Source organism: Marinomonas sp. SBI8L (assembly GCF_001624705.1).
Lineage (GTDB): Bacteria > Pseudomonadota > Gammaproteobacteria > Pseudomonadales > Marinomonadaceae > Marinomonas.
The window spans coordinates 92,421-116,036 of the sequence record NZ_JSEO01000007.1 but is presented as its reverse complement, the minus strand read 5'-3'; the positions used below and the strand labels follow the sequence as shown (position 1 = coordinate 116,036).

The window sequence follows — 23,616 nt, the reverse complement described above, 5'->3', positions numbered from 1 at the left end:
AAAATCCCTATAAAAAACAATCCACTTAACACAAGATAAAAAATACATTTTTTTAACTTGCTTTACGTCATTTTAGGTTAAAATTATCTTTTGCCAATTAAGAGATAAGAATGCAATGTAGACCCTCTTGTGGAGCCTGCTGTATCGCGCCATCGATAAGCTCCGCCATCCCAGGAATGCCTAATGGCAAAGCGGCAGGAGAAAGGTGCATACATCTTCTCAACGACTTTAGATGCAATATTTTTACAGATAATGCTAGACCCAAAGTCTGTAGTGACTTTAAAGCAGACAAAGATATTTGCGGAGACACAAGAGAAATAGCATTGATAACAATCACTGAACTAGAAACCATGACCAATTAATATGAGTCAATCACCAAGGAGATATGAATGAATTGGACTGCCTTAAAAGGACTGGCTTGCGCCTCATTAGCTTTACTACTTAGCGCTTGCTCAGCTCCAACACCCAAAAGCAGCCCGAGTAGTTTTGTTGTAACACCACCAAGTGTTGAACAAATTGCGACAAGCGTTACCAGCCAAGTCAGCATGATGGTGAATGCCTTTTCTCCTGTCGCAGGACAAGCACTACCGAACGAAGCAGTTCAAGCCGCTTATCGCTTTAGGGAGTTCAAACCTTTTTGGATTGAAAACAATATACTAAACCCTTCGTTATATAAATTAGTTGATATCTTAGAAGAAGCTGGCAGCCATGGACTCAACCCCATTTATTATCACACCAGCACCATTAAAGAATATCTCGCGATTCAGCAACCAAGTACGCAACAATTGGCAGAACTGGATGTAATCGCGACGATTGCACTATCTAGCTATGCCCATGATTTAAGCATTGGCCGCTACGAACCCCTACTTATAGACCCAAACTGGCAGTTAGATGCTCCAACTAGCCAGTGGTCTGAACTACTCTATTTAAACTCCACTAGCGATATGGTTAACTACCTACCTCAGTTAGCACCTCGCCACCCTAACTACCAGGTATTACAAAAGTGGTTGGTTTATTATCAAGACATTGCTAGCAAACAAAAAGATATCCGCGTATCTGCTGGCGTTCCACTATCACTTGGCGATCAAGGCCCAAGAATTGCGCAGCTAAGAGCACGCCTAGTTCAGCTTGGAGATATTCGTTTCTCAACTCGAACGATTCAAGAAGACAAGTTTGATAAAAAAGTTAAGCAAGCTCTTATCAACTTTCAACGACGACATGACTTAAAAGCCGATGGTCATGCCGGTTCCCAGACAATCGAAATGCTTAACGTTCCGATCGAGCTAAGAGCAAAACAAATTGCTTACAATTTAGAACGTTGGCGCTGGCTACCTTCAGAGTTAGAAGCTGAACGAATTTGGGTGGATCTAACCGACTATAAAGTGCACACGATTCTGAATGACCAACACTCCACCATGAAGGCAGTGATAGGCAAAAAAGAACGCAAAACGCCAGTATTTAAAGGTAAAATGACCTATATGGTTGCTAATCCCACTTGGCGCGTTCCTCACAGAATTGCACAAGAGAGCTTACTACCTAAGCTACATACCAACCCTAACTACTTACTAGAACAGGGCTATAAAGTTTATTCCAGCTGGACTGTTGGCGCCAAAGAACTCGATTCAAGCCAAATCGATTGGAAGAAGATCACACCTCAAAAACTTAAATATCGCTTTGAGCAAACCCCTGATGAAGGCAATGCTCTAGGCTTATATAAATTTATGTTTCCCAATCGAAACGAAATCTACCTACATGACACACCAGCCAAGCATCTCTTTAAGGAATCTAATCGTGCCTTCAGCTCTGGTTGCATTCGCCTAGAAGAGCCTGACTTATTTGCCAATAACCTGATCGCTGGCAGCAAACAAGTTGAAGTGTTGCAAAACGCAATTCAATCCAAGCAAACCAAGGTCGTAAGCCTACCCAAGCAACTGCCTGTTTATATTGTCTATTTCACAGTTGTACCTGATAGAAATGGCATGCCAGGATTTCGTAAAGACATCTACGAAAGAGATAAGTTAATGGAAGAAGCTATGGGATATTTTCCATCTCCGGAAAACTCAGCCATTTAAAACTCAAAAGGCCAATCGGATGATTGGCCTTTTTATTGACATGAAATTACCTTTAATGGCAGATAACGCACACTGTAATTTCTTCTCTATCATGATATAGATGCTTCGCCTGTATTTCGTATTGACGACCAGCTTTATCCAGCGAATCTTTCAACAAAGCCAAACAAGTTGAGACTTCTTGGAAACGCTTTTTCATAGGTAGCTTAAGATTAAAAATACTGCGCCTAGTCCAACCTTGACTCAACCACTTGGCCATTAACTCTGTCACCATTTGTGGCTTTTCGACCATGTCACAGACCAACCAATCAACCTGTCTTGGCGGTTGAAACTTAAAGCCATCAGCCTTTTGATGATCAACCAACCCCGTCGCCATTAGCAACTCACCCATAGGCCCATTATCTATAGCGGTAACTCGCATACCACGCTCAACCAACTGATAAGTCCAGCCACCAGGCGCAGCACCTAAATCAACAGCTGTCATGCCCTCTCGAAGTAATACTGGCCATTTCTTTGCAGGCACAAATTCATGCATCGCTTCTTCAAGCTTTAAGGTAGAACGGCTTGGTGCATTCGAAGGAAACTTTAGCCTTCTAATCCCCAAAGGAAATTCACTTCGACATCTTGCGTTAGAAACACCTAAAAAGGCAAGCTCACCACTCACGAGAAATAAATGATGCCTTACCCCAACCGCCTTAGTTCTCAATAAGCTCGCTTTCTTCCAGCCCTGTCGTAACGGCTTGTCTAGTTTTTTAATTAAACCAGCCAGCCCTTTGCCTTCATTTGTATCTGCTGTTTCTATCCAGAGATCTTGAGCCAGAGGCAATTTTTTAGCAGCATCAAGTAGGGCCTCAACACGCCCCCCACTTCCCATACTTATTTCGTCATTCACTGCAATTATCTGACGAGCAAAAATCAAATCAGAAAAAGAAAGCGAATCAATCAGCAATTCACCCGCATCAGACTTTTCCATAACAAAAAGAACAAAGCCCTGCTTTGGCTGCATACGCACATAACCATAGAAGCCATGCATTGCTGCCAATTCGGTAATTTCGCCAGCACAGTCTTTTTCAAAGCCTGGGCGACAGTACAATAAAACATTTTTCATTAAGTTTACCTCTGGCGGGCATTCTACAAGGATTTAATGTAAGAGTCTCAGGCTATAAGGGTTTAATTTATATGCCACAATAAAGCGAGCCTTAATCGGACTATTTAGGCCAAACAAGCTCATTTGGAGTAGAAAAACCTGCTTCTTGCATAACAGGCTCAATCATATTAAATACCTCTCCAAAATCAGGTATGAACTGATAAATTTTTGCCTCACCCAGCCATTCAAAACTTAACTGAAATGCATGCAAATACCCCCTATCACATTCCTCTCCTCCATAACGCACATCGCCAAGAATGGGCGCACCCAAACTTTTCAAAGCGACTCTAAGTTGATGCGTTTTACCCGTTTTTGGCTTCAATAAAAACAAGCGTAATCCAGGCTTTATTGGTGTCGAGAAAAACTGAGTGTGAGCAAGGTTTTCACTTGTCTGATTTAACATCCAACTTCCTCTTCTGCCTTGCTGCATCCCCCCTTTGATACTACCCTGCTTTTTCTTCGGTTTTTTTGCACTTATCGCTAAATAAAATTTAGTCACTAAGTGTTGCTCGAACATAAGCCCAAACTTTTGTGCTGCCTGTTTGTTTTTTGCTAGCAGAATCAAACCTGAGGTAATTTTATCCAACCTATGTACCGGATAAAAAGTTTGATCAGGATATTGCTCATGCATCCATTGCATAAACCCAATTTCTTGACCTTCAGCATGAAAACTCATGCCCGCAGGTTTATTAACCACCCAATAATCGGCTTCTCGATAAAGTACGTTAGGTAAAATAGACATAGAAATTTGATCTAGAAAGAAAAGAAAAATACAAGGATGTATTTATAAAGTATAAAAGTAAGACTTAATTAGAAGCTAGTATAGGCAGAAACGCGATTACGACCCTCACGCTTAGCACTATACAAAGCACTATCTGCTTCAGCTAGGATCTCTTCATATCGGTTTGTCTCAAGGGAAATAGCAGATAAACCAACACTCAATGTAACAGGAACAACAACACCCATATCGGTTTCTATGAGCATATCACTCACTTCTTGGCGTAAGCGATCCATCTCTTGTAATCCCTGTGCTATATCCGTATCAGGCATGATAACGACAAACTCTTCACCGCCATAACGCCCTAACTTATCCGCAGGCCTGATTGTTTCATCCATTTTAGCGGCAACACTTTTAAGCACCACGTCACCAGCTTCATGACCATAGGTATCATTAATTTTTTTGAAATGATCAAGATCGACGATAGCGTAAACACAAGATTCCATATTAATAACGGCATCTGCATAAATATTTACAGCATCCGCAAGCACCTTACGACGGTTAGCAATCCCTGTTAATTCATCTAACTCAGCCAATTTTCGTAAATCAGAGTTAGCTCGCCTTAAACGACCCACTACAAGTGCAGTTGCACCACTGATCGCTGCAAGCGTAATAATAAAGGTTAAATTTCTTACAACCACCTGCTGCTCAGGTGCCATTAGAATTTGAGATGAATTTGGATAGGCATAACACAAAATAAAAATAGCAACACTGACAATTAAAAAGGGGACTCGCCAATGCCTAATTTCACGACTAAATGCAGTATAAACATACACACCTATTACCGCTAAAAACCAATGAAGATGACTTTCGACACCGTAAAACACCATGGTTTTTACTGAGGTATTACATATCACTATGACAGGGAACAGAATCGCAGCGTAATTTTGACGCTGATTAATATTTAGGTATAAGCCAAATAATAAAAAACCAAGGGATAGGATTTCGAAAACAAGCAGGAAAACATTACTAAGCTGAAGACTAGGAAGAAAAAGAATCAAAAAAGCCGCAAAGGTTAGCAAATAAGATAAATTTACAACCTGAACATGGTAGGAACTACTATCAGCATCAACACCAACGCCGAGGCCTAAAAATTGATCTATACAAGCTCGGATACGACTCAAAACTCACCCAACTCCACGCTGCTGCTTTTTTTCTATCAAACACTTAACAAAAAAACACGTTAAAAAACATTAATACAATTCAACAGTATCATTTAAGCAATGATTAAAAACCGAACGACTATCTTACAGAAGCGCCATTAAAAAGCCTACCCTATATGCCAAATTGCTTTTAAAAAACACACCTTTATTGTGATAAAGCATGTTAATTCAATAACAGGTTAAACGTGATTTCCAACTTTCCTTTATTTTCATTAACTTAGCAAAACAGCAAAAAATACATGTACAAAAAAAGGTCATTAGAAAGAACGCTCCCCCAATGACCTTTTAATGAAACTTTCGATTACAAAATATGAGTATTTATCTATATACGACCCATATCTGTTACAGCTACTTTTCCGCTAATCTAAAGCCTGCAATTTTATGAACCTCATTTACTGCACGAGCAAATTCAACCTCAACACTATTATCAATTCTCGCATCAAAACCATCAAAAATTTGTGTTTTGGTTGCGCCTTTCACAGCCATAATAAAAGGAAACTCAAACTTAGCTTTATAGCTGTCATTGATATGCTGGAAGCGCTGAAACTCCTCTTCATTCAGTTCATCAAGACCAACACCTGCTTGCTCTGAGGTTGAATCATCCGTCAGTTCACCTGCAAGGGCAGCTTTACCCGCTAAATCTGGGTGAGCACGTAATAATGCTAATTTAAGGTCATAACTGGCTGTATCTACAATATTTTTCATTTGGGAAGCAATGGCATCTACAGTATCGAAACATTGCTTTTCTACACTCACTTCAAGTTGTTGCCACAACAATTCGGCAACCCAATCAGAATGCTCGTAAACACCTGCGAACTGAGCCATAAAAGCGTCTTTACTTAATTCACTTGGCTTATTGATTAAAATTGTCATCATCTATTCTCTTGTTTAGAAGCACTACACATTAGTACTTCAAATTAATCGGTATTACTTTTGATAAGGGAAATTCTCACGCCAGTGATGAGCAATATCGATACGGCGACAGCACCAAACATCATCAAACTGCTTCACATATTCTAAGAATCGACGTAAACCTGCGATACGAGCAGGACGTCCAATTAGGCGACAATGCAGGCCAATAGACAGCATTTTTGGGGAATCAGCACCTTCTGCATATAAAGTATCGAAAGCATCTTTTAGGTATTGAAAAAAGTGCTCACCCGTATTAAATCCTTGAAGCGCGGCAAAACGCATATCGTTAGTGTCTAGCGTGTATGGGATCATTAGCTGAGGGATACCAGCTTCTTCTTTCCAAAATGGAAGATCATCACTGTAATCATCTGCGTTATATAAAAAACCACCTTCTTCAGCCACGATACGGTTAGTATTTGGGCCAGTACGCCCTGTATACCAACCTAGTGGGCGATTACCCGTTAGGCGCTCAATAATTTCAATCGCCTTATGCATATGCTCGCGTTCTGTTTCTTCATCTACATACTGATAATCAATCCAGCGATAACCATGACTACAAATTTCATGGCCAGCATCAACAAAGGCTTTTGCCACCTCAGGGTGACGTTCTAACGCCATTGCGACAGCAAAAATAGTGAGAGGAATGTCCATTTCTTTAAATAGGTTGAGTAAACGCCATACCCCTGCTCGACTTCCATATTCATAAATGGATTCCATACTCATATGACGAACGCCTTCACGAGCATCCGTACCAACCATTTCTGACAAGAAGGCTTCTGAGGCTTTATCGCCATGAAGAATGCAGTTTTCACCACCTTCTTCGTAGTTAAGTACAAATTGTAAAGCAACACGTGCTTTATTAGGCCATTTAGGATGTGGCGGATTGGCACCATAGCCAGTTAAGTTTCTTGGGTAATCAGACATAAAGTGGCACTCCGTGAAAATTTCTTTTTAAATTTATAGTTGTTAAAACTAAATAGATACGTTAAAAAAATATGAGCATGTTTACGATTGATTAATATCTTCAATCTCATGTTAGATAATTCTTTATGCCCCAACTTTAAAACAAATAAAACGATTATTGAATACCTGAAACAAAAATTTCAACATTTAGATGTTTTTTTCTCAATTTTTAAGTTTCATCTAGACTAAAGTTAGCATCAAGGCGGCAATATCTGGTTCGGCATCCTTTTTGCTTAGCCACACACTAAATAATTAAGTTTGTTTTTGTTCAGCACTCAGATGTTATAAGCCCCCTTCTCCAATAACTGAGCTAGGGTTATATCAACTTAAGCCTTGAGCATTATTACTATGTCTCAAGTAAGTAGAGATGTGATTGTGATAGAGACTCCTAATTTAACTCGCAAAGAAAGCGCTCCTCCTCGCCTCACTCTTAAGAATATCACTAAGGAATATCCAGGCTGTCTTGCCAATGACAATATCAGCATGTCATTAGAAAATGGCGAAATTCATGCCTTGTTAGGTGAAAATGGTGCGGGCAAGAGTACTCTGGTTAAAGCGATCTATGGTGTTGTAGCCCCCAATGCAGGAGAGCTTATCTGGGAAGGCTCATCGGTAAAAATTAGCAATCCAGCAAATGCCAGAGACTTAGGCATAGGCATGGTTTTTCAGCACTTTTCGCTATTTGAAACCCTAAGTGTTAGCCAAAATATAGAGCTATGTCTGAGTAAAGAACAGCTGGCTTCTATTCCAGACTTGTCTCAACGTATCAGCCAACTGTCAGAACAATATGGTTTAAACGTTGACCCTGATAAATATGTTCACTCACTTTCCATAGGCGAAAGACAAAGAGTTGAGATCATGCGTTGTCTAGTTCAATCAGTAAAATTACTCATTCTAGATGAACCAACCTCAGTATTAACCCCTCAGGAAGTTGCAGGTTTATTTGTTGTATTAAAGCAGCTCTCCAAAGAAGGATGCAGCATACTTTTCATCAGTCACAAATTGCACGAAGTAACTGAGATTTGCCAAAGTGCCACTATTTTAAGAGCAGGGAAAGTAGTCGACACCTGTAATCCTAAAGAAGAAACCCCAGCAAGTCTCGCCAAGATGATGGTTGGCGATCTAGCCGAACAAGATGCTGGTTACACTAAAAAAACAGGAGACAAGGTTTGTTTAGAAGTAATAAATTTGAGTTTATCCAGCGCCCAACCTTTTGGCACCCAACTTAAAAACATTCAATTTGACCTTGTTGCTGGTGAAATTTTAGGTATTGCAGGTGTTGCAGGTAATGGCCAAGAAGAGCTGATGTCTGCCATAAGCGGTGAGGATAGCAGAGCAGCACCAGATATGATTAAGCTTAATCAAGTCCCTATTGGAGACTTAGGTGCAGGAAAGCGTAGGCAGCTTGGCATGGCCTATGTACCAGAAGAAAGGCTAGGTCGTGGTGCCGTGCCAGATATGAGCTTAAGTGAGAACACCCTACTCACTCACTCAAAAGGCTTTATTCATAAAGGCATTGTTGACTGGAAAGGTCTTAAATCTTACACCAGTCAACTCATAGATAGCTTTAAAGTAAAATGCCACGGTGAATTCTCAGAGGCGCAAAGCTTAAGTGGTGGGAATTTGCAAAAATTCATAATGGGCCGAGAAATTGGACAGAGCCCTAAAGTCCTTATTTGTGCACACCCTACTTGGGGTGTAGATGTTGGCGCGGCGTTAGCCATACATCAAGCCTTATTAAAGTTAAGAGATGAAGGTGCAGCTATCTTACTCGTCTCTGAAGATATCGATGAGCTTTTCTTATTAGCCGATCGTATGGCGGCAGTATGCGATGGCTTCCTTTCTCCTGTAATACGCTGTGAAGACACTAATATAGATCAAATAGGACAGTGGATGGCAGGCACTTTTATCAGTGAAACAGATACACCAAGTAAGGAGGCTTCAGCATGATTCAAGTTACTGCTCGTATCGAGCCCAGTAAGTTAATGACATTCGCGTCACCTTTACTGGCAATTTTCCTTACTCTTATCTTTGGCTCTATTTTATTTAGTTTACTTGATAAAGACCCATTACAAGCCATGCATCTGCTTTTAATAGCGCCTTTATCCGATGCTTACAACTTCAGCGAAATGCTCGTAAAAATGGGGCCCTTACTCCTTTGCGCAGTCGGCCTATCTCTTTGTTATCGTGCTAATTTATGGAACATTGGTGCAGAGGGGCAGCTCCTCATTGGTGCATTGGGCGGCAGTGCTATGGCGCTTCAATTTGTTGATTCTGAAGCTTGGTTTGCTCTTCCTCTTACTTTAATCGCTGGCATCCTTAGCGGTATGCTTTGGGCCGCAATACCGACGTTCTTAAAACTTAAATTCAACTCTAATCTCATACTCACCACCATAATGTTTAACTATATCGCCCTCTATCTGCTTTTATGGGGCGTGCATGGTCCATTAAGAGATCCTGATGGATTCGGTTTTCCTGAATCGGCTATTTTCTCAGATGCCACTATATTGCCCCTATTAAATGAAGATGGTCGTGCACATATAGGCATCATCTTTGCTATTTTGCTCGCCATTTTCGCCGCCTTTGTCTTGGCTAAAAGCCATTTAGGTTTTCAGATTAAAGTTTTTGGGGCAGACGAACCAGCAGCAAGATACGCAGGCTTTAACCAAACAAAGTTAACTTGGGCTGTTATGTTGTTTGCAGGCGCCCTAGCTGGGCTTGCAGGTGTTTCTGAAGTTGCGGGCCCAATAGGCCAACTGGTCCCTGGTATCTCTCCGGGTTATGGTTACTCTGCCATCATTGTCGCCTATCTTGGGCGTTTACATCCTCTTGGGGCCTTACTTTCAGCCACTTTTATGGCTGTTTTATATATGGGCGGTGATCTTGCTCAAATTGAAATGGGGATTCCTATTGCTGTTGTCGGCATGTTTCAAGGGGTTCTACTTTTCTTCTTGCTTGCCTGCGATTTCTTTATTCACTATCGCTTAACCTTTCCTTCAAATTCCCAATATCAAAACTAGGCTGGAGATAATTATGGACATTGATTTTATCACTCAAATTTTATTTGCAGCCATAAAGACAGGTACACCCTTACTTTTTATTGCTTTAGGTGAAGTAATCTGTGAAAAGTCAGGGGTATTAAATCTTGGCCAAGAAGGCATGATGCTGATGGGTGCGGTTGTAGGCTTCCTCGCCGCTTATACAACAGGCTCCGCTGGCTTAGGCATTTTTGGTGCTATTTTTATGGGCATGATCATGAGCTTGATCTTTGCCTTTTTAGTGTTACACCTTGGAGCAAACCAAGTTGCAACCGGGCTAGCTCTGACTATTTTTGGCACGGGACTTAGCGCCTTTGTTGGAGCTGATGTCGTCGGACAAACAGTGCAAGGTTTCCAGCCTATTATTATCCCTCTGTTATCTGATATTCCACTATTAGGCAAAATACTTTTCACCCATGATCTGCTTGTATATGTGTCCTTTGCTATGGCTGGGTCAGTTGCTTACGTGGCGAATAGAACTCGCACTGGATTAGTGCTAAAAGCGGTAGGAGAAAACCCTCATGCAGCCAATGCAATTGGTATAAAAGTATTAAGAGTAAGATATTGCGCCATTATGTTCGGCGGCGCTATGGCGGGCCTTTCGGGTGCTTATATGTCGCTAGTCTATACACCCATGTGGATTGAAAATATGTCTTCAGGCCGTGGCTGGATAGCCTTAGCATTAGTTGTTTTTGCCTCTTGGCGTATTGGCAACATAATGTTGGGCGCTTATTTATTTGGCTTAGCCAGCATTATGCATCTAGTTTTACAAGGCATGGGATGGTCTATTTCACCAAACCTACTTGCTATGCTGCCTTATGTCGCCACAGTGCTAGTCATGGTCATCATTAGTGCAGATAAATTTAAAGAAAAGCTTTTGGCACCAAGATCTCTTGGTAAACCTTTTGACCCAAGGCAAATGGCCTAAAATTTGCTCAACTTAACCAATTAAGGAATGTGTAAGCTTTGTAGTATCCCAATGAATGTTTCAAACTTAGTATGCCTGAGGGCGAAGGAGTGAAAATGAAATTTAAATCTTTATTAGTGGGTTTAGGCTTAGTTGCTGGCATTAGCATAGCGCAAGCAGAAGAACCCTTTAAAGTTGGCTTTGTTTATGTTGGCCCAATTGGTGACCATGGCTGGAGCTATGAGCACAACCGAGGGCGAGAAGAGCTACAGTCTTTTTTCGGTGACAAGATAGAAACGACCTTTGTTGAAAACGTACCTGAAGGCGCCGATGCTCAAAGGGTTATCACGCAACTCGCAAAAGCCGGTAACGATCTCATTTTCACTACCTCCTTTGGCTTTATGAACCCAACACTCAAAGTATCTAAGCGTTTCAAGAAAACAACGTTTGAGCATGCTACAGGCTATAAGCGTTCTAAAAACATGGGAACTTACACTCTCAGAACCTATGAAGGCCGTTATGTTTCTGGCGTTGCTGCAGGCATGCTAACCAAGACGAATACTATTGGTTACATTGCCTCCTTCCCTATTCCAGAAGTATTTAGAGATATCAATGCTGTCTATATGGGAGCAAAAACTGTCAACCCAGATATTGATATTAAAATAGTTTGGGTTAACACCTGGTACGATCCAGGTAAGGAAACAGATGCCGCTAATGCACTCATCGACCAAGGTGTTGATATCATGCTGCAGCACACAGATAGTCCAGCACCTCTTATTGCTGCCCAAAAAAGAGGCATTAAAGGCATAGGTCAAGCTTCCGATATGAGCCATTTTGCACCTGATGCGCATATTTTCTCTATCAGAGATAACTGGTTTCCTTATTATTTAAAAACCACTCAAGCTGTCATGGATGGTACTTACAAGCCACAGGATTTTTGGGGTGGTTTTAAAGACGATATGCTAAATGTCTCTTCTATTAATACAAACCTCCCAATAGAGGTAAGAGCTAAAATAGATGAAACCTATAACGCTATTCGTTCAGGTGAACTTAAACCTTTCACAGGTCCGATAAAAGACAACAGCGGCAAGCTGGTGATTGAAGCTAATCACACGCTGACAGATAAAGAGCTCTCACAAGTAAACTGGTATATAGAAGGTATCAAGGCTAAAATGCCTAATTAATTTCTAACCTATTTTGTTGAATTTAAAGGGGTATCACAATTTGGTACCCCTTTTTTGTTTGCAATACTAGCCAATTCTTCTTACCAAGGTTAATATATGAAACTATAATTTCACAATTAAGAAAAACGAAAGGAAAGTAACATGGGATATTTAACCACTCACGTACTTGATACAACCAATGGTGTTCCAGCAAGCGGTGTCGCAATTAAACTCTTTAAGATTACCGACACAAAAGAACTCATTGCAGAAACAACAACAAACAGTGATGGTCGTTGCGATAGCCCAATTTTAGCTGAGGCAGACTTTGCTAAAGGCAAATATGAGCTTGAGTTTGCAATTGGCGATTATTACCGTCGTCTTGGCGTTCAACAAGAAGAGCCTCTATTTTTAGATGATGTTGTTCTTCGTTTTGGTATCAATGATGAAACTAGCCACTATCACGTACCTGTTTTAGTTTCTCCATATAGCTACAGCACATATCGCGGCAGCTAGTTTGATATAATAAAAGAGGGTGGCTATTACCCTCTTTTAGGCACACTTTTCATTTACGACAAATAAAGAAGACTTAAGTATGAATACTCATTGGATCAAAGAAGCAGCGAGATTGGAGCAGTCAGGGATAGACTTTGTTATGGTCTCTGTTCTTTCAATCAAAGGCTCTACGCCCCGCGAAGTGGGTGCGCGTATGCTGGTTACAGCCAATCACAGTTTTGGCACAATTGGTGGTGGTCATCTTGAGTTTAAGTCTATTGATAGTGCTCGCCAGCAACTGAAACAAAATCAAGCTCAAATTATCACCCAAGACTTTCCTCTTGGTGCAACATTAGGCCAATGCTGCGGTGGCTTTGTAACCGTCTTATTTGAAACTGTGATCCAACCTAAATTCCACTTGGCTATTTTTGGCGCTGGTCACGTAGGAAGAGCTATCATCAATTGCCTAAATCAGATTCCTTGCCAAGTTAGCTGGATAGATAGCCGAGCTGATGAATATCCAGAGCATATCCCACAACATGTAAATCAAATTATCAGTGATTACCCTGTCGATGAAATCGCCGATATGCCAGAAAATACTTACTATCTTGTCCTTACCCATAATCACCAGTTAGATTTGGAATTAAGTGAAGCAATTTTAAAACGCGAAGATAGTGCTTTCTTAGGCGTCATTGGCTCAAAAACGAAAAGCGCTCGTTTCAAGCATAGATTGAGAGACAAGGGTTTTAACAAAGAGCAGATTGCTCATATGCAATGCCCTATGGGTGAAGTTGAAATTATTTCAAAACAACCAGGCGAAATTGCCATTTCAACACTTTCTCACATATTAAAAGTACGTGCAGAACTTGAAAATAAGCAGAACAAGGCAGAGAATACTGAATTAGAGTCATTGGATATAATAGACGATGTTAAGCTGCAGGAACAAAGCGTTAAGACTGAAAGCAAGGCGGAGTCAAAATAAGAATAGGACCTCCTCTTGATAGAAAAATCTAATTTGTTAGAACTTGCTTTTTGCATGCCAAAAACCGAGCTTCATTTGCACATTGAAGGTACATTTGAAGCTGAACAAATGTTTGAATTTGCCCAGCGCAATAAGATCTCCCTCTCTTACACCTCAATCGAACAACTCAAACAAGCTTACTCATTTAGCAATCTACAAGAATTTTTAGACCTGTATTATCAAGGTATGTCAGTTCTTATCACTGAACAAGATTTTTACGAACTCACTTTAGCCTATTTAACTAAAGTTCATAGCCAAAACGTGGTTCATGTAGAGATATTCTTTGACCCTCAGGGTCACCTTGAAAGAGGCATCTCCTTCTCTACCCAAATTAATGGCATTTATCGCGCCTTAAAAGAAGCAGAAACAAACTGGGGGATGAGCTTTAAACTTATCATGTCCTTCTTACGACATTTAAGTGAAGAGAGCGCTTTTAATACCTTAGAACAAGCGATTCCTCATCTTGAAAAGATTTATGCCGTTGGATTGGATAGTTCAGAACTTGGCCATCCTCCTGAAAAGTTTTTAAGAGTCTTTAAAGCCTGCAAAAATCTGGGACTAAAAGTGACTGCTCATGCTGGAGAAGAAGGCCCACCTAAATATATATGGCAAGCGGTGAATGACTTAAAAGTGGATCGTATCGATCATGGCAACCGCTGTTTAGAAGATGACGAGCTAGTTCAGCATATTAATCACGAGCAACTTACTTTGACAGTCTGCCCTCTATCAAATCAAAAGCTTTGTGTTGTTGACGATATGAGCCAGCATCCAATTAAAGAGATGCTACATCAAGGCCTAGCGGCAACCGTTAATTCTGATGACCCAGCTTATTTTGGCGGCTATATGAATGACAACTATCAAGCCTTGATAGAGCAAACACAACTGACAAAAGATGAGCTAAAACAATTAGCCAAGAATAGCTTTAACGGTGCTTGGATTAGCCCAGATAGGCGACAACATTTTTTAAATCAAATAGATACTTTATTTGCTTAAAAAATGGGTAGGATTTTTAATTTCGCTAAAGCGTATTATCACCTGCCGCTATAATCATCATTCTTTCAATTAACTCAAAATTTTGATTTTCGTCCTAATCCAATATGATATTATGATGAAAATTTTAAACTAATAGGTATAGCAATGGGCTTTGACAGCCAACAAATCGAAACTTTTTTTCGTCTTCAAACAAACTCTCGTTATGACGCCATTATGAGCCACTGTAAACAGCAAAAAGACCTTTGGGTTTTACATGATGAAGATGGCTGTATTCTTGTTGATCTTGGTAAAGACAAGGTACTTCCAATATGGCATGACCAAGAGCTAGCCAACCAATGGCGTGGAAACGAATATGAAAAGTCCCAAGCTTTACATATTAAGTTTACTGACTTTGTCGATAAATGGTTACCTGGCATGGCAAAAGATGGATTTAACCTAGGTATTGCGCCTAACCTTGCTGGCGAAGGCATTGTTGTCAGCCCTGAAGAGTTCGCGACAGACATAGGCGTTATGCTTTAATCAAGCAGATTAAAGCATAAAAAAGCCCGATTGTTTTACCTCAAACAATCGGGCTTTTTTTTCATTCATCTCAATTAGTCCGTTTTAAACTTGCCCACCAAAGCCTGAATTTTCAAACTCAAGTCAGTAGTATGCTGGCTACTATTTGCCGTTTCTTTTGAGCCTGCTGCCGTCCTCTCAACATGCTCATTAATCACTTCAACCGTTCTTCGTATTTCTTCAATTGCAGTATTCTGCTCTTCGGTCGCCGCAGCAATTTGCTGGTTAATATTACTAATAGAAGCAACTGATGTCGTAATTTCAGTCAGCGATTTACCTGAATCACGGCTATTACCAACACAAGCCAATGCACGAGATTTACTTTCATCCATACGCTCTACCGCATTTTTAGCACCTGTTTGCAGCTTTTCTATCATCAACTGTATCTCAGATGTCGAGTCTTGGGTTCGCTTAGCCAAGGTTCTAACCTCATCTGCCACCACAGCAAAACCACGGCCCTGTTCACCTGCTCGAGCAGCTTCAATCGCTGCATTTAGCGCCAGCAAATTAGTCTGATCAGCAATACCTCGAATAACATCTAATACAGATCCTATATCATCTGAGTCTTGAGCCAGTTTGTTAATGACACCCGCGGCACTGTCAATATCAGATTGTAATAGATGGATGTTTTGAATCGTTTCATCGACAACCAATAAGCCTTTACTGGCAGCTTGATCCGAGGTGTTTGCTAAGTCTGCACCTTTAGCCGCATTTGAAGCCACTTCTTGCACAGCCGGTAGAATCTGCTCTAATGCCACCAGCAGTTGCTCGATCCCTACTTTTTGCTCAGCTACAGCGATGTCGGTAGAGTTAGCGGTCGCACTTAATTGAGTTGATGAAGAAGAGATATCATCAATCACTTGGCGCAATTCAATCACCACATGTTGAATTTGGTTGGCAAATAAATTGAATCCGCGCCCTAGCGTTGATAATTCATTTGTCCCCTGATCATTCAGACGCTTACTTAAGTCACCATCCCCTTCACCAATATTCAACATGGCATTAATCGCTGATTGAAGAGGTTTAAATAACGCCTGCATGATGAAGAAAATCAAACTGATGATTAACAGAGCAACGATAATTTGACTGGCAAAACCCGCTTTTAACCACAACGATGCAGAACCTTGTGATTTAGCTAAATCGGTAGCAGTTCTTTGATCCAGCGCTTTAAAGAACTTATCGACTGGGCTAAAGATAGCTTTCACTTCCTGGTGATATTGATTATCAAATACAATTCTTGCGGCGAAAGCTTCTACTGACTCTCCTGGATAAGGTTTAAAAGGACCCTCAACAAGACGACCTTTACGAATCGACTCCATTGCCTGAGTTTCTGTTGCAATTAAAAGGTTAGAGTTTTTTGTTGCCTGATCCAGTAACCTGAATTCAGCGTTGGAGAAGTGTAGCTCCTCCATTATATCGCTTTGCTTTTTTCGTTGGCCTGGATATAAGGCGGGGTTCACATTATTTGGTCTGGCTTTATCGCCTGCTCGCCACTTCGCAATATCCCAATAGGCATCCCAATACTTTTGCTCACCAGTAACCACATAAGTACGACTTAATCTAGTAAGATCCAAGGATGTTTGTCTAAACTCGTCAGCTAATAAATAAGATAAATAACGGGTACGGCTACTTTCGTTTTGTTCTTCATTTTTGTACGTAGCAATATTTTGACAAAGAATTGCAATCAACATGAGTACCATAATGGCAACAAGGATAGCAATTAACCGAGTTTTAATTTTCATCTAGAAACCTTATAAAGAAAAATATAATGAATTTTCTTTAACAAATAAGTAATCACTATTTAAATAGCTAAACAGCCATTCTAATTTGCTAAAGCGAGATTCATTTTCTAACAACACAACATCAACAAAGCGTACATTTCATAACACTTAGTAACAGTGGCGGACGATTATAGAAAATTTTTTTTCATCATAATAGAAAATAAAACAATTAAATCAATAATTAGGTTGGTTTTTCTCACATTTTGAAATTTGAATCTCATTTGATAGAAAAATTTAAATTAAAAATTTAACCAAATAAGAAAAACATAAACTTACAAATAATAATTAATCATAGTTTAAATAAAAATTTCGCATATCTTGATTTAAAAAAGAAAGATGCAGCTGATGCAGGCAAGGTAAGGTAAGGTAAGGTAAAGTAAGGTAAGGTAAGGTAAGGTAAGGTAAGGTAAGGTGAGACAAACTGTGAAGAGATACTATTGCTTCTCTTTTTATTAAATTAGGAAAAATCTAATTTAGAGATGCTAGCACTAAGGGGGGCCGCAAAAAATACGTTCACATCAGCATCTGGGTAACAGCTATTACTTTACAATCAAAAGACCATATCAATAGTTACTCTATTAATATGGTCTTCAGTTAAGAGGCTAGGCCCTTAAGCTATACTCTTAAAGTTAAAGTTTTTGAATAGTGCTTATACAGCATTTCAAACAAGTAATGCTCTTCTATAGCTAGGTAATAAGACACCAACTAGTACTTCAGGCCTATTTTAAGGTAGATAAAACTCATCAACCAAGCAGGTCCTATCATAAGAAACTGTAGATCTTTAAAGAATGATGGCTTCTTCCCTTCAACCTTGTGTCCATAAAACTGTAAAAGCCAAAGAAAGGCGAACCATAAAATAGCAAAGCTGAGTAGAAAGCCAGGAAACAAGACTTCAAAACCTAGCATGGAAAAGTAACAAGCGAATAAAAAAACAGTCATTCCAAGCGTTAAGGATAAAGATAATCTTGAATAAAATAACAAGGTCAGTACACAGGCAAGAGAAGCAAAATTTAGATATGGAGAAACTGAAGCCATTACCTCAGGTACGGGAATGACGTACATAAACACCATTACCGTCCAAACTATTTGAGGGACACAGAACCAGTGAATCGCTTTATTCAATTTATTTTGATGACTCTCACCGTATTCATCAAGCCAGGTTTGCATAGATTTAGACATTTGAAGCACCTTCTTTTTATTTTAATTTCATATCTGCCTTAGCGATAAGGCGAGTCATATTAAAGATAACAACTCCTTCAAGAAAAACAGTCACCCAAGATAGCCAGCTAATTGACCTTACGAGCCAAAGCAAGATAATCTAATCAAAACTTTGCTAACTATGAGTATCATGAAATCTATAACACGCGTTTCAATTCATTGGATTAAAGCCATACTTGCCTCAGCAAAGTCCCTTGGCATTGAAACAGAAGTAATCTTATCTAAGGCTCAAATAGCACTGGATCTAGATAACAATCAGCCTGAATACTTATCGCTACAGCAAACACAAAAAATCTGGTATCAAGCAGAACAACTCAGCGGCCATGAACATTTTGGGCTAATCATGGGGCAAGCATTTAGACCCTCCTATTTTCATGTGGTTGCTTACCTAGCAATGACAAGCTCAAATTTAAAAGAAGCCTATCAACACTTTATTAAATTTTTACCTCTTATTACTGAAGCTGCAAGTCTGTCTTTGCATTATCAGGGCAATCAAATATGTATTGTCTTCACCCCACAGATAGAGCAAACACCTTTTAGCCGCCATCAGCACGAATCAGCTCTGACACTCTTACTCACCTTCACCCGCTGGTTAGTAGGAGATGTCAGCCTAGTACCTAACAAGGTAATGTTTGAACATGACATCACTTCTGATATAAGCGCCTACAAGGATGTCTTTAAACTCGAACCTGAGTTCAATCAAAAACAAACCTGTATTTATTTTCCCATAACATTATTAGATAAAGAGTTAATTGATAGTGATGTAAGTTTAAATCAGCTGCACTTATCCCATGCTCAAGCGTTATTGGCTAGCCACCAAAATCGAAACTGGCGTGATAAAACTCAGTTGGTATTCAGTCAATTTAATGGATTAGACCTGAGCAAAAAAGCGGTAGCAGATCATTTAAATATTAGCCCTAGAACGCTGCAAAGGCGCCTTCAAGAAGAAGGTTGTAGTTTTCAATCCCTATTAGATGAACATAAACGAGAGCAAGCAGTACATTTCATTCGTCACACAGATTTAGCGTTTAAAGTCATAGCATTACAACTGGGCTTTGCTGAGCCTTCTACATTTTATCGTGCGATAAATCGCTGGTTTAACAAAACACCTCAAGCATTAAGACAAGAAAGTAAAAAACAGGAATTTAGTGAAAGATAAAGCAATGATTTTTTGCTTACCTTTATTTTTCAACTTTTCTCCCCATCATATAAAACAATAAGATAATTTTATTCGAGATAGCCTTACTAACAGGAAGCTAGGTATATGCAATATTCAAAACTAGGCAGCAGTAATTTATCCGTTTCAAGAGTATGTTTAGGCTCTATGACTTGGGGCTCACAAAATGTCCAAAAAGATGCCGATGAGCAAATAGAGTACGCGCTAGCACAGGGAATAAACTTTATTGATACCGCCGAAATGTACGCGGTTCCCCCAACAGAAAAAACCTATGGCCGTACTGAAGAAATTATTGGTGACTGGATATCACGTCACCCTGAGCGTCGCGACGAATTTATTCTAGCGACTAAAATTGCAGGCCCGGGCCTTCCCTATATTCGTTCAGGTGCACCTATTAGTGCCGAAGGCATTTTTGCCGCTGTCGATGCCTCTCTAGCTCGATTACAGACAGATTATATTGATTTATACCAGCTTCATTGGCCCAACCGCACGACTCCTCATTTTGCTAAGCATCACCCAGGCACAGTAACATTTAGTGAAGTGAACGGAGCAGAACATTCAAGCCAAATGTTAGAAATTCTACAAGCCCTTGATGAGTGTATTAAGGCCGGCAAGATTCGCCATTATGGCTTGTCAGACGATACACCTTGGGGCATAAATGAATATATCAATTTAAGTGAGAAACACGATCTAGTAAGAGCAGTTTCGATTCAAAATGAGTTTAGCCTATTGCATGCGAAGGATTGGCCTTACCTAATTGAAAACTGCATCCATCAAGATGTGGCTTATTTACCTTGGTCTCCTTTAGCAACAGGAGCTTTAACAGGTAAATATCTTAATGGTGCGAGGCCAGAAGGTGCACGCTGGAGTTTTGCCACACAGCGTCATGGGCTCTTTAGAGATACAGATCTAGTCAATCAAGCGGTATCTGAATATATTAATGTGGCGCAAAAACATCAATTAAGCCCAGCTCAATTAGCGCTAGCTTGGTGTAATCAGGTCGATGGTGTGACATCGACAATTATTGGTGCTACCAGTATGCCTCAATTAAAAGAGAATTTAAGTGCATTTGAGCTAAGCCTTAGCGATGAAGTATTAAAGGATATTAATTCTGTATTTCGTCAGTTCCCTGCACCATTTTAATCGACTCAAAACTTTTTCAGATTAAGAGCCATAAATAGGAATCTCAATCACATTAAAACCGAATATCAAAAGGAAACCTTTACCGTCTTTTGTGATTAGTATTCACAAAAGACGGTAAATAAGGTAAAACGGCCTCATGAAAATACCAAAACGATTACAGCCACTTGTTGAAGATGGCTTGATAGACGAAGTTATTAGTCGTCTCATGAGCGGCAAAGAAGCCGATGTTTATGTAATTCGCTCCAATAACGAAATACAATGTGCCAAAGTCTACAAAGAAGCCGCGAAACGCAGCTTTAAAAAAGCCGTTCTTTATCAAGAAGGGCGTCGAGTTGGAAATAGTCGACGTGCGAGAGCGATGGAGAAAGGCTCAAAGTATGGCAGAGCACAGCAGGAAGAAGTTTGGCAAAACGCCGAAGTGGACGCCCTTTATAAATTAGCAGCGGCAGGTGTGAGAGTACCTAAGCCTTACGGTTGCTATGATGGTGTACTTCTAATGGAGTTGGTTGCAGATGATGAAGGGGATGTAGCGCCACGACTGAGTGATGTTTTTCTCACCCATGAACAAGCCATTGAAGACCATGAACTGGTTATGCATTATGTCAAACTCATGTTATGTGCAGGCATGATACATGGAGACCTTTCAGAGTTTAATGTTTTGGTTGATAGCTATGGCCCTGTGATTATTGATTTACCCCAGGCCGTCAATGCTGCTGCCAACAACAGTGCCTTTGAGATGTTAAAGCGCGATGTTGAAAATATGGCTCTATATTACGGCCAGTATGCGCCTGAGCTGAAGCATAGTCGTTATGCAGAAGAAATGTGGTCACTCTATGAAGACGGCAAACTCACACCAGAAACCCAATTAACAGGCTTGTTTGAAGACCCTAGTGACGCGGCAGATGTTGACAGTGTGCTTGAAGAAATTAAAGCGGCTTTCGCAGAAGAAGAGGAAAGAATCGAACGTATTCGTTTTGCTCGCGAGGGCGAAGCAATAGATTAATCCTTATCAAGCCGCTATAACCTTCAGGAAGGTGATAACTCACCTTCCTCCTCTCTTCTTAAGATTATTCGCCTAACTGCCAACCATTCGAAATAGGATAACGACGATCACGGCCAAAGCTTGCTTGTGTTACCCTAACGCCTAAGGGTGATTGGCGTCGCTTGAACTCACTGACGTCCACCAAAGCCAAAATACGGCAAACATTTTTTCGACTAATTTGTGTTTGTGCAGCTATCTCTTCTAAATTTAAATTCTGCTCTATATAGAGACTTAGCACCTGATCTAAAGTTTGATAATCATGAAGCGACTGAACACCCAGTAGCTGAATAATGTCGTTATCTAAGCTGTTATCTTATAGCCAGTCAGGAGGAATTATTTGCTTAATGCTATTTCGATATTGGCATAAGCTAAAAATTTGGCTTTTAAAAATATCCTTCAGCACAGAGAAGCTGCCCGACATGCCCCCATACAAAGTAGTACAACCTAAAGCCATTTCACTCTTGTTTGCATTTGATAATGCCATTACCCCCAAAGAGCTCGCCATTGTCATCAAAGTTAACGTTTTAATACGCGCTTTTAGTTTAGGTCCTGAGCTTTGTTTCTTTTTACCTTCCAAGAGAGCCATAACCTGGTAAGCAAGCATCATGGGTTCAATATCAACTTGTTCAATCATGACCTTTAACCTGTTAGATATAGTCACTAATGTATCCGAATCAGCTTTACTTGTTTGCTCGTCCAGCATTAATGCCGCTTTTACGCGATTAGCGCCTAAAGCATCAACAGCAATGATAAAGGTCAATAAGGACTCAAGACTTGTATTTAGGGCAACTAACACTCCTTTGAATTGGTTCTTTTCCACATAGTCTCGTAACCCCATCACAAGCGCTTGATATAAGCGGCTTTCAGTTGATAAGTTAGGACCCAAAGTACCAGCAAGAGGCTCTATTAAATATGCTTTTTCACCTCGAAGGGTAATGGCAGAATGCGCACTCAAATCTAAATAATACAAACCCGCTTTATACCAAGGTGCTTGAAAAACTTTTACCCCTCTATGATCAACAACAAATGAGCCTCCTTCGTACACCAGCTCATCTTGCGCCCCCATATAATTCACATAAAGGATAGGTAGATTTACCTCTAATGCCCTTTTATGCAACAAGGCTTCACGGACATTTACTTTTTCCATATGAAAAGGTGAGGCATTTAGATTAAAGATAATTTGCGCACCAGCCTCCTTAGCTAAAGCGCAAGTGAGGCATTTAGATTAAAGATAATTTGCGCACCAGCCTCCTTAGCTAAAGCGCAAGGTTCTTGATGCCAGATATCTTCACTAATACTTAACCCAACACGAATACCATCAATATCAACAACAAGGGCCTGATTTCCAGCTTCAAAATAACGCTTGTCATCAAACACCCTGTAGTTTGGCAATTTTTGTTTGTTATATTCTGCAATTAAAACCCCATTAAAAAGCACCCCTGCACAGTTAAATAAAGCCCCATCCACATGTCTTGGATAACCTAGAATCACATAGATGTCCTGCACCTGATCCAGTATGGCATCTAATGCAGTCTCAATTGCCTGCTCTAAACTTGGCTTTAACAACAAATCTTCAGGTGGATAGCCCATCAAAGTAAGTTCAGGGAAGACAATGACTCTAGCCAGCCCTTCATCTCTTGCTTTGAGCGCTTTAGTGATCACGGTTTGACTATTTTTATGAATATCACCGACAAGCATATCAACTTGTGCCATAGCTACTTTTAAGGTCATTGCTTTGTTATCCTGTCAAGTCTGTTAGAATAGCTTGGTTATGTTTTAGAGACCCAATAAAGGGAATATTGATGATCGTACGCTTAATTGTTTTTACTCTTATTTTTCTTCTTCTCTGGTGGCTATTTAGAAATATTCGAGCCCTCATCAACCAGAGAAGCGAGCAAGTAAATAAAAAAGAAAATAAAAGTAAACCTGAAGAGGAAATGATTTCCTGCAAGGTCTGTGGCGTTTACACCCCAAGAAGTCATGCGGTTAAAGGCCGGAACAATCAATTCTACTGTAGTAAAGAACACTATTTAGAAGATCAATAATTAGAG

At 40.1% G+C, this 23,616-nt stretch carries 22 protein-coding genes and 1 pseudogene; 14 read left to right on the top strand and 9 right to left on the bottom strand.

Translation table 11 applies throughout. The features are described from left to right. Positions 1–167: 167 nt before the first annotated feature. On the top strand, positions 168–362 hold the full coding sequence (locus OA91_RS24590; RefSeq protein ID WP_231870370.1) for a Fe-S-cluster oxidoreductase: 195 nt from the start codon (positions 168–170) through the stop codon (positions 360–362). Positions 363–389: 27 nt separating this feature from the next. Next, positions 390–2,072: a L,D-transpeptidase family protein gene (locus OA91_RS12155; protein WP_046016809.1), complete on the top strand. Its 1,683-nt coding sequence runs from the start codon at positions 390–392 to the stop codon at positions 2,070–2,072. 52 nt (positions 2,073–2,124) lie between these two features. On the opposite strand, the gene rlmM is transcribed toward OA91_RS12155, so the two are convergent. The 5 genes from rlmM to puuE all read right to left on the bottom strand — a co-directional run bounded on the left by rlmM (position 2,125) and on the right by puuE (position 6,993). Continuing rightward, positions 2,125–3,177 carry a 23S rRNA (cytidine(2498)-2'-O)-methyltransferase RlmM gene (rlmM, locus tag OA91_RS12150; protein WP_063338667.1) on the bottom strand — a complete coding sequence of 351 codons (1,053 nt, stop codon included), beginning with the start codon at positions 3,175–3,177 and terminating at the stop codon, positions 2,125–2,127. A 100-nt stretch (positions 3,178–3,277) separates the two neighbouring features. Beyond that, positions 3,278–3,958 carry a TIGR01621 family pseudouridine synthase gene (locus OA91_RS12145; RefSeq protein ID WP_046016807.1) on the bottom strand — a complete coding sequence of 227 codons (681 nt, stop codon included), beginning with the start codon at positions 3,956–3,958 and terminating at the stop codon, positions 3,278–3,280. A gap of 68 nt (positions 3,959–4,026) precedes the next feature. Then, positions 4,027–5,118, bottom strand: coding sequence for a GGDEF domain-containing protein (locus OA91_RS12140; protein WP_052702049.1), 1,092 nt, complete (start codon positions 5,116–5,118; stop codon positions 4,027–4,029). 387 nt (positions 5,119–5,505) lie between these two features. Next, complete coding sequence (uraD, locus tag OA91_RS12135; RefSeq protein WP_046016806.1) at positions 5,506–6,033, bottom strand: 2-oxo-4-hydroxy-4-carboxy-5-ureidoimidazoline decarboxylase; 528 nt, start codon at positions 6,031–6,033, stop codon at positions 5,506–5,508. A 51-nt stretch (positions 6,034–6,084) separates the two neighbouring features. Further along, the gene (puuE, locus tag OA91_RS12130; protein ID WP_063338666.1) at positions 6,085–6,993 is read right to left on the bottom strand and encodes an allantoinase PuuE; all 909 of its coding nucleotides are present in this window, start codon (positions 6,991–6,993) and stop codon (positions 6,085–6,087) included. A 387-nt stretch (positions 6,994–7,380) separates the two neighbouring features. Between puuE and OA91_RS12125 the strand changes: the two genes are divergently transcribed. From OA91_RS12125 to OA91_RS12090, 8 genes are all read left to right on the top strand, one after another. Continuing rightward, the gene (locus OA91_RS12125; RefSeq protein WP_082827925.1) at positions 7,381–8,982 is read left to right on the top strand and encodes an ABC transporter ATP-binding protein; all 1,602 of its coding nucleotides are present in this window, start codon (positions 7,381–7,383) and stop codon (positions 8,980–8,982) included. Then, positions 8,979–10,052, top strand: coding sequence for an ABC transporter permease (locus OA91_RS12120; protein WP_046016804.1), 1,074 nt, complete (start codon positions 8,979–8,981; stop codon positions 10,050–10,052). The genes OA91_RS12125 and OA91_RS12120 overlap by 4 nt, the downstream gene beginning before the upstream one ends. Before the next feature lie 13 nt (positions 10,053–10,065). Then, complete coding sequence (locus OA91_RS12115) at positions 10,066–10,998, top strand: ABC transporter permease (RefSeq protein WP_063338665.1); 933 nt, start codon at positions 10,066–10,068, stop codon at positions 10,996–10,998. A gap of 95 nt (positions 10,999–11,093) precedes the next feature. Continuing rightward, positions 11,094–12,161: a BMP family ABC transporter substrate-binding protein gene (locus OA91_RS12110; RefSeq protein ID WP_063338664.1), complete on the top strand. Its 1,068-nt coding sequence runs from the start codon at positions 11,094–11,096 to the stop codon at positions 12,159–12,161. Between the two features lie 141 nt (positions 12,162–12,302). Beyond that, a complete protein-coding gene (gene uraH / locus OA91_RS12105; RefSeq protein ID WP_046016801.1) occupies positions 12,303–12,653 on the top strand; it encodes a hydroxyisourate hydrolase in 351 nt (116 codons plus the stop codon). 79 nt (positions 12,654–12,732) lie between these two features. Further along, positions 12,733–13,614, top strand: a complete 882-nt coding sequence (gene xdhC / locus OA91_RS12100; RefSeq protein WP_063338663.1) for a xanthine dehydrogenase accessory protein XdhC — start codon at positions 12,733–12,735, stop codon at positions 13,612–13,614. A gap of 15 nt (positions 13,615–13,629) precedes the next feature. Further along, positions 13,630–14,646 (top strand): adenosine deaminase, encoded by a 1,017-nt coding sequence (locus tag OA91_RS12095; RefSeq protein ID WP_157203838.1) that lies wholly within the window; start codon positions 13,630–13,632, stop codon positions 14,644–14,646. Between the two features lie 144 nt (positions 14,647–14,790). Further along, complete coding sequence (locus tag OA91_RS12090; RefSeq protein WP_063338662.1) at positions 14,791–15,165, top strand: DUF2750 domain-containing protein; 375 nt, start codon at positions 14,791–14,793, stop codon at positions 15,163–15,165. A 74-nt stretch (positions 15,166–15,239) separates the two neighbouring features. On the opposite strand, the gene OA91_RS12085 is transcribed toward OA91_RS12090, so the two are convergent. After that, positions 15,240–16,946: a methyl-accepting chemotaxis protein gene (locus tag OA91_RS12085; RefSeq protein ID WP_063338661.1), complete on the bottom strand. Its 1,707-nt coding sequence runs from the start codon at positions 16,944–16,946 to the stop codon at positions 15,240–15,242. Between the two features lie 744 nt (positions 16,947–17,690). Then, entirely contained in the window at positions 17,691–18,164 is a 474-nt protein-coding gene (locus OA91_RS12080) for an Mpo1 family 2-hydroxy fatty acid dioxygenase (RefSeq protein WP_063338660.1), read from the bottom strand. A gap of 169 nt (positions 18,165–18,333) precedes the next feature. On the opposite strand from OA91_RS12080, the gene OA91_RS12075 reads away from it, so the two are divergent. The 3 genes from OA91_RS12075 to OA91_RS12065 all read left to right on the top strand — a co-directional run bounded on the left by OA91_RS12075 (position 18,334) and on the right by OA91_RS12065 (position 21,526). After that, positions 18,334–19,362: an AraC family transcriptional regulator gene (locus OA91_RS12075; protein ID WP_063338659.1), complete on the top strand. Its 1,029-nt coding sequence runs from the start codon at positions 18,334–18,336 to the stop codon at positions 19,360–19,362. Between the two features lie 105 nt (positions 19,363–19,467). Then, a complete protein-coding gene (locus OA91_RS12070; protein ID WP_063338658.1) occupies positions 19,468–20,523 on the top strand; it encodes an aldo/keto reductase in 1,056 nt (351 codons plus the stop codon). Between the two features lie 136 nt (positions 20,524–20,659). After that, positions 20,660–21,526 carry a PA4780 family RIO1-like protein kinase gene (locus OA91_RS12065; RefSeq protein WP_063338657.1) on the top strand — a complete coding sequence of 289 codons (867 nt, stop codon included), beginning with the start codon at positions 20,660–20,662 and terminating at the stop codon, positions 21,524–21,526. 64 nt (positions 21,527–21,590) lie between these two features. Here OA91_RS12065 and nadE read toward each other — a convergent pair. Both nadE and OA91_RS24720 read right to left on the bottom strand, forming a co-directional pair. Next, positions 21,591–22,712: pseudogene (gene nadE / locus OA91_RS12060) on the bottom strand (NAD(+) synthase). 53 nt (positions 22,713–22,765) lie between these two features. Then, the gene (locus OA91_RS24720) at positions 22,766–23,296 is read right to left on the bottom strand and encodes a nitrilase-related carbon-nitrogen hydrolase (RefSeq protein ID WP_269447909.1); all 531 of its coding nucleotides are present in this window, start codon (positions 23,294–23,296) and stop codon (positions 22,766–22,768) included. A 71-nt stretch (positions 23,297–23,367) separates the two neighbouring features. Between OA91_RS24720 and OA91_RS12055 the strand changes: the two genes are divergently transcribed. Next, positions 23,368–23,610 carry a PP0621 family protein gene (locus OA91_RS12055; RefSeq protein ID WP_046016792.1) on the top strand — a complete coding sequence of 81 codons (243 nt, stop codon included), beginning with the start codon at positions 23,368–23,370 and terminating at the stop codon, positions 23,608–23,610. Positions 23,611–23,616 lie beyond the last annotated feature (6 nt).

What these genes read in the sequence shown, in the direction of transcription:
- uraD (WP_046016806.1), bottom strand. Translation starts at nt 6,033, where the DNA reads ATGATGACAATTTTAATCAATAAGCCAAGTGAATTAAGTAAAGACGCT.
- puuE (WP_063338666.1), bottom strand. Translation starts at nt 6,993, where the DNA reads ATGTCTGATTACCCAAGAAACTTAACTGGCTATGGTGCCAATCCGCCA.
- OA91_RS12055 (WP_046016792.1), top strand. Translation starts at nt 23,368, where the DNA reads ATGATCGTACGCTTAATTGTTTTTACTCTTATTTTTCTTCTTCTCTGG.
- OA91_RS24720 (WP_269447909.1), bottom strand. Translation starts at nt 23,296, where the DNA reads ATGACCTTAAAAGTAGCTATGGCACAAGTTGATATGCTTGTCGGTGAT.
- xdhC (WP_063338663.1), top strand. Translation starts at nt 12,733, where the DNA reads ATGAATACTCATTGGATCAAAGAAGCAGCGAGATTGGAGCAGTCAGGG.
- OA91_RS12075 (WP_063338659.1), top strand. Translation starts at nt 18,334, where the DNA reads ATGAAATCTATAACACGCGTTTCAATTCATTGGATTAAAGCCATACTT.
- OA91_RS12070 (WP_063338658.1), top strand. Translation starts at nt 19,468, where the DNA reads ATGCAATATTCAAAACTAGGCAGCAGTAATTTATCCGTTTCAAGAGTA.
- OA91_RS12090 (WP_063338662.1), top strand. Translation starts at nt 14,791, where the DNA reads ATGGGCTTTGACAGCCAACAAATCGAAACTTTTTTTCGTCTTCAAACA.
- OA91_RS12120 (WP_046016804.1), top strand. Translation starts at nt 8,979, where the DNA reads ATGATTCAAGTTACTGCTCGTATCGAGCCCAGTAAGTTAATGACATTC.
- OA91_RS12125 (WP_082827925.1), top strand. Translation starts at nt 7,381, where the DNA reads ATGTCTCAAGTAAGTAGAGATGTGATTGTGATAGAGACTCCTAATTTA.
- OA91_RS12145 (WP_046016807.1), bottom strand. Translation starts at nt 3,958, where the DNA reads ATGTCTATTTTACCTAACGTACTTTATCGAGAAGCCGATTATTGGGTG.
- OA91_RS12065 (WP_063338657.1), top strand. Translation starts at nt 20,660, where the DNA reads ATGAAAATACCAAAACGATTACAGCCACTTGTTGAAGATGGCTTGATA.
- rlmM (WP_063338667.1), bottom strand. Translation starts at nt 3,177, where the DNA reads ATGAAAAATGTTTTATTGTACTGTCGCCCAGGCTTTGAAAAAGACTGT.
- OA91_RS12080 (WP_063338660.1), bottom strand. Translation starts at nt 18,164, where the DNA reads ATGTCTAAATCTATGCAAACCTGGCTTGATGAATACGGTGAGAGTCAT.
- OA91_RS12115 (WP_063338665.1), top strand. Translation starts at nt 10,066, where the DNA reads ATGGACATTGATTTTATCACTCAAATTTTATTTGCAGCCATAAAGACA.
- uraH (WP_046016801.1), top strand. Translation starts at nt 12,303, where the DNA reads ATGGGATATTTAACCACTCACGTACTTGATACAACCAATGGTGTTCCA.
- OA91_RS12110 (WP_063338664.1), top strand. Translation starts at nt 11,094, where the DNA reads ATGAAATTTAAATCTTTATTAGTGGGTTTAGGCTTAGTTGCTGGCATT.
- OA91_RS12085 (WP_063338661.1), bottom strand. Translation starts at nt 16,946, where the DNA reads ATGAAAATTAAAACTCGGTTAATTGCTATCCTTGTTGCCATTATGGTA.
- OA91_RS12155 (WP_046016809.1), top strand. Translation starts at nt 390, where the DNA reads ATGAATTGGACTGCCTTAAAAGGACTGGCTTGCGCCTCATTAGCTTTA.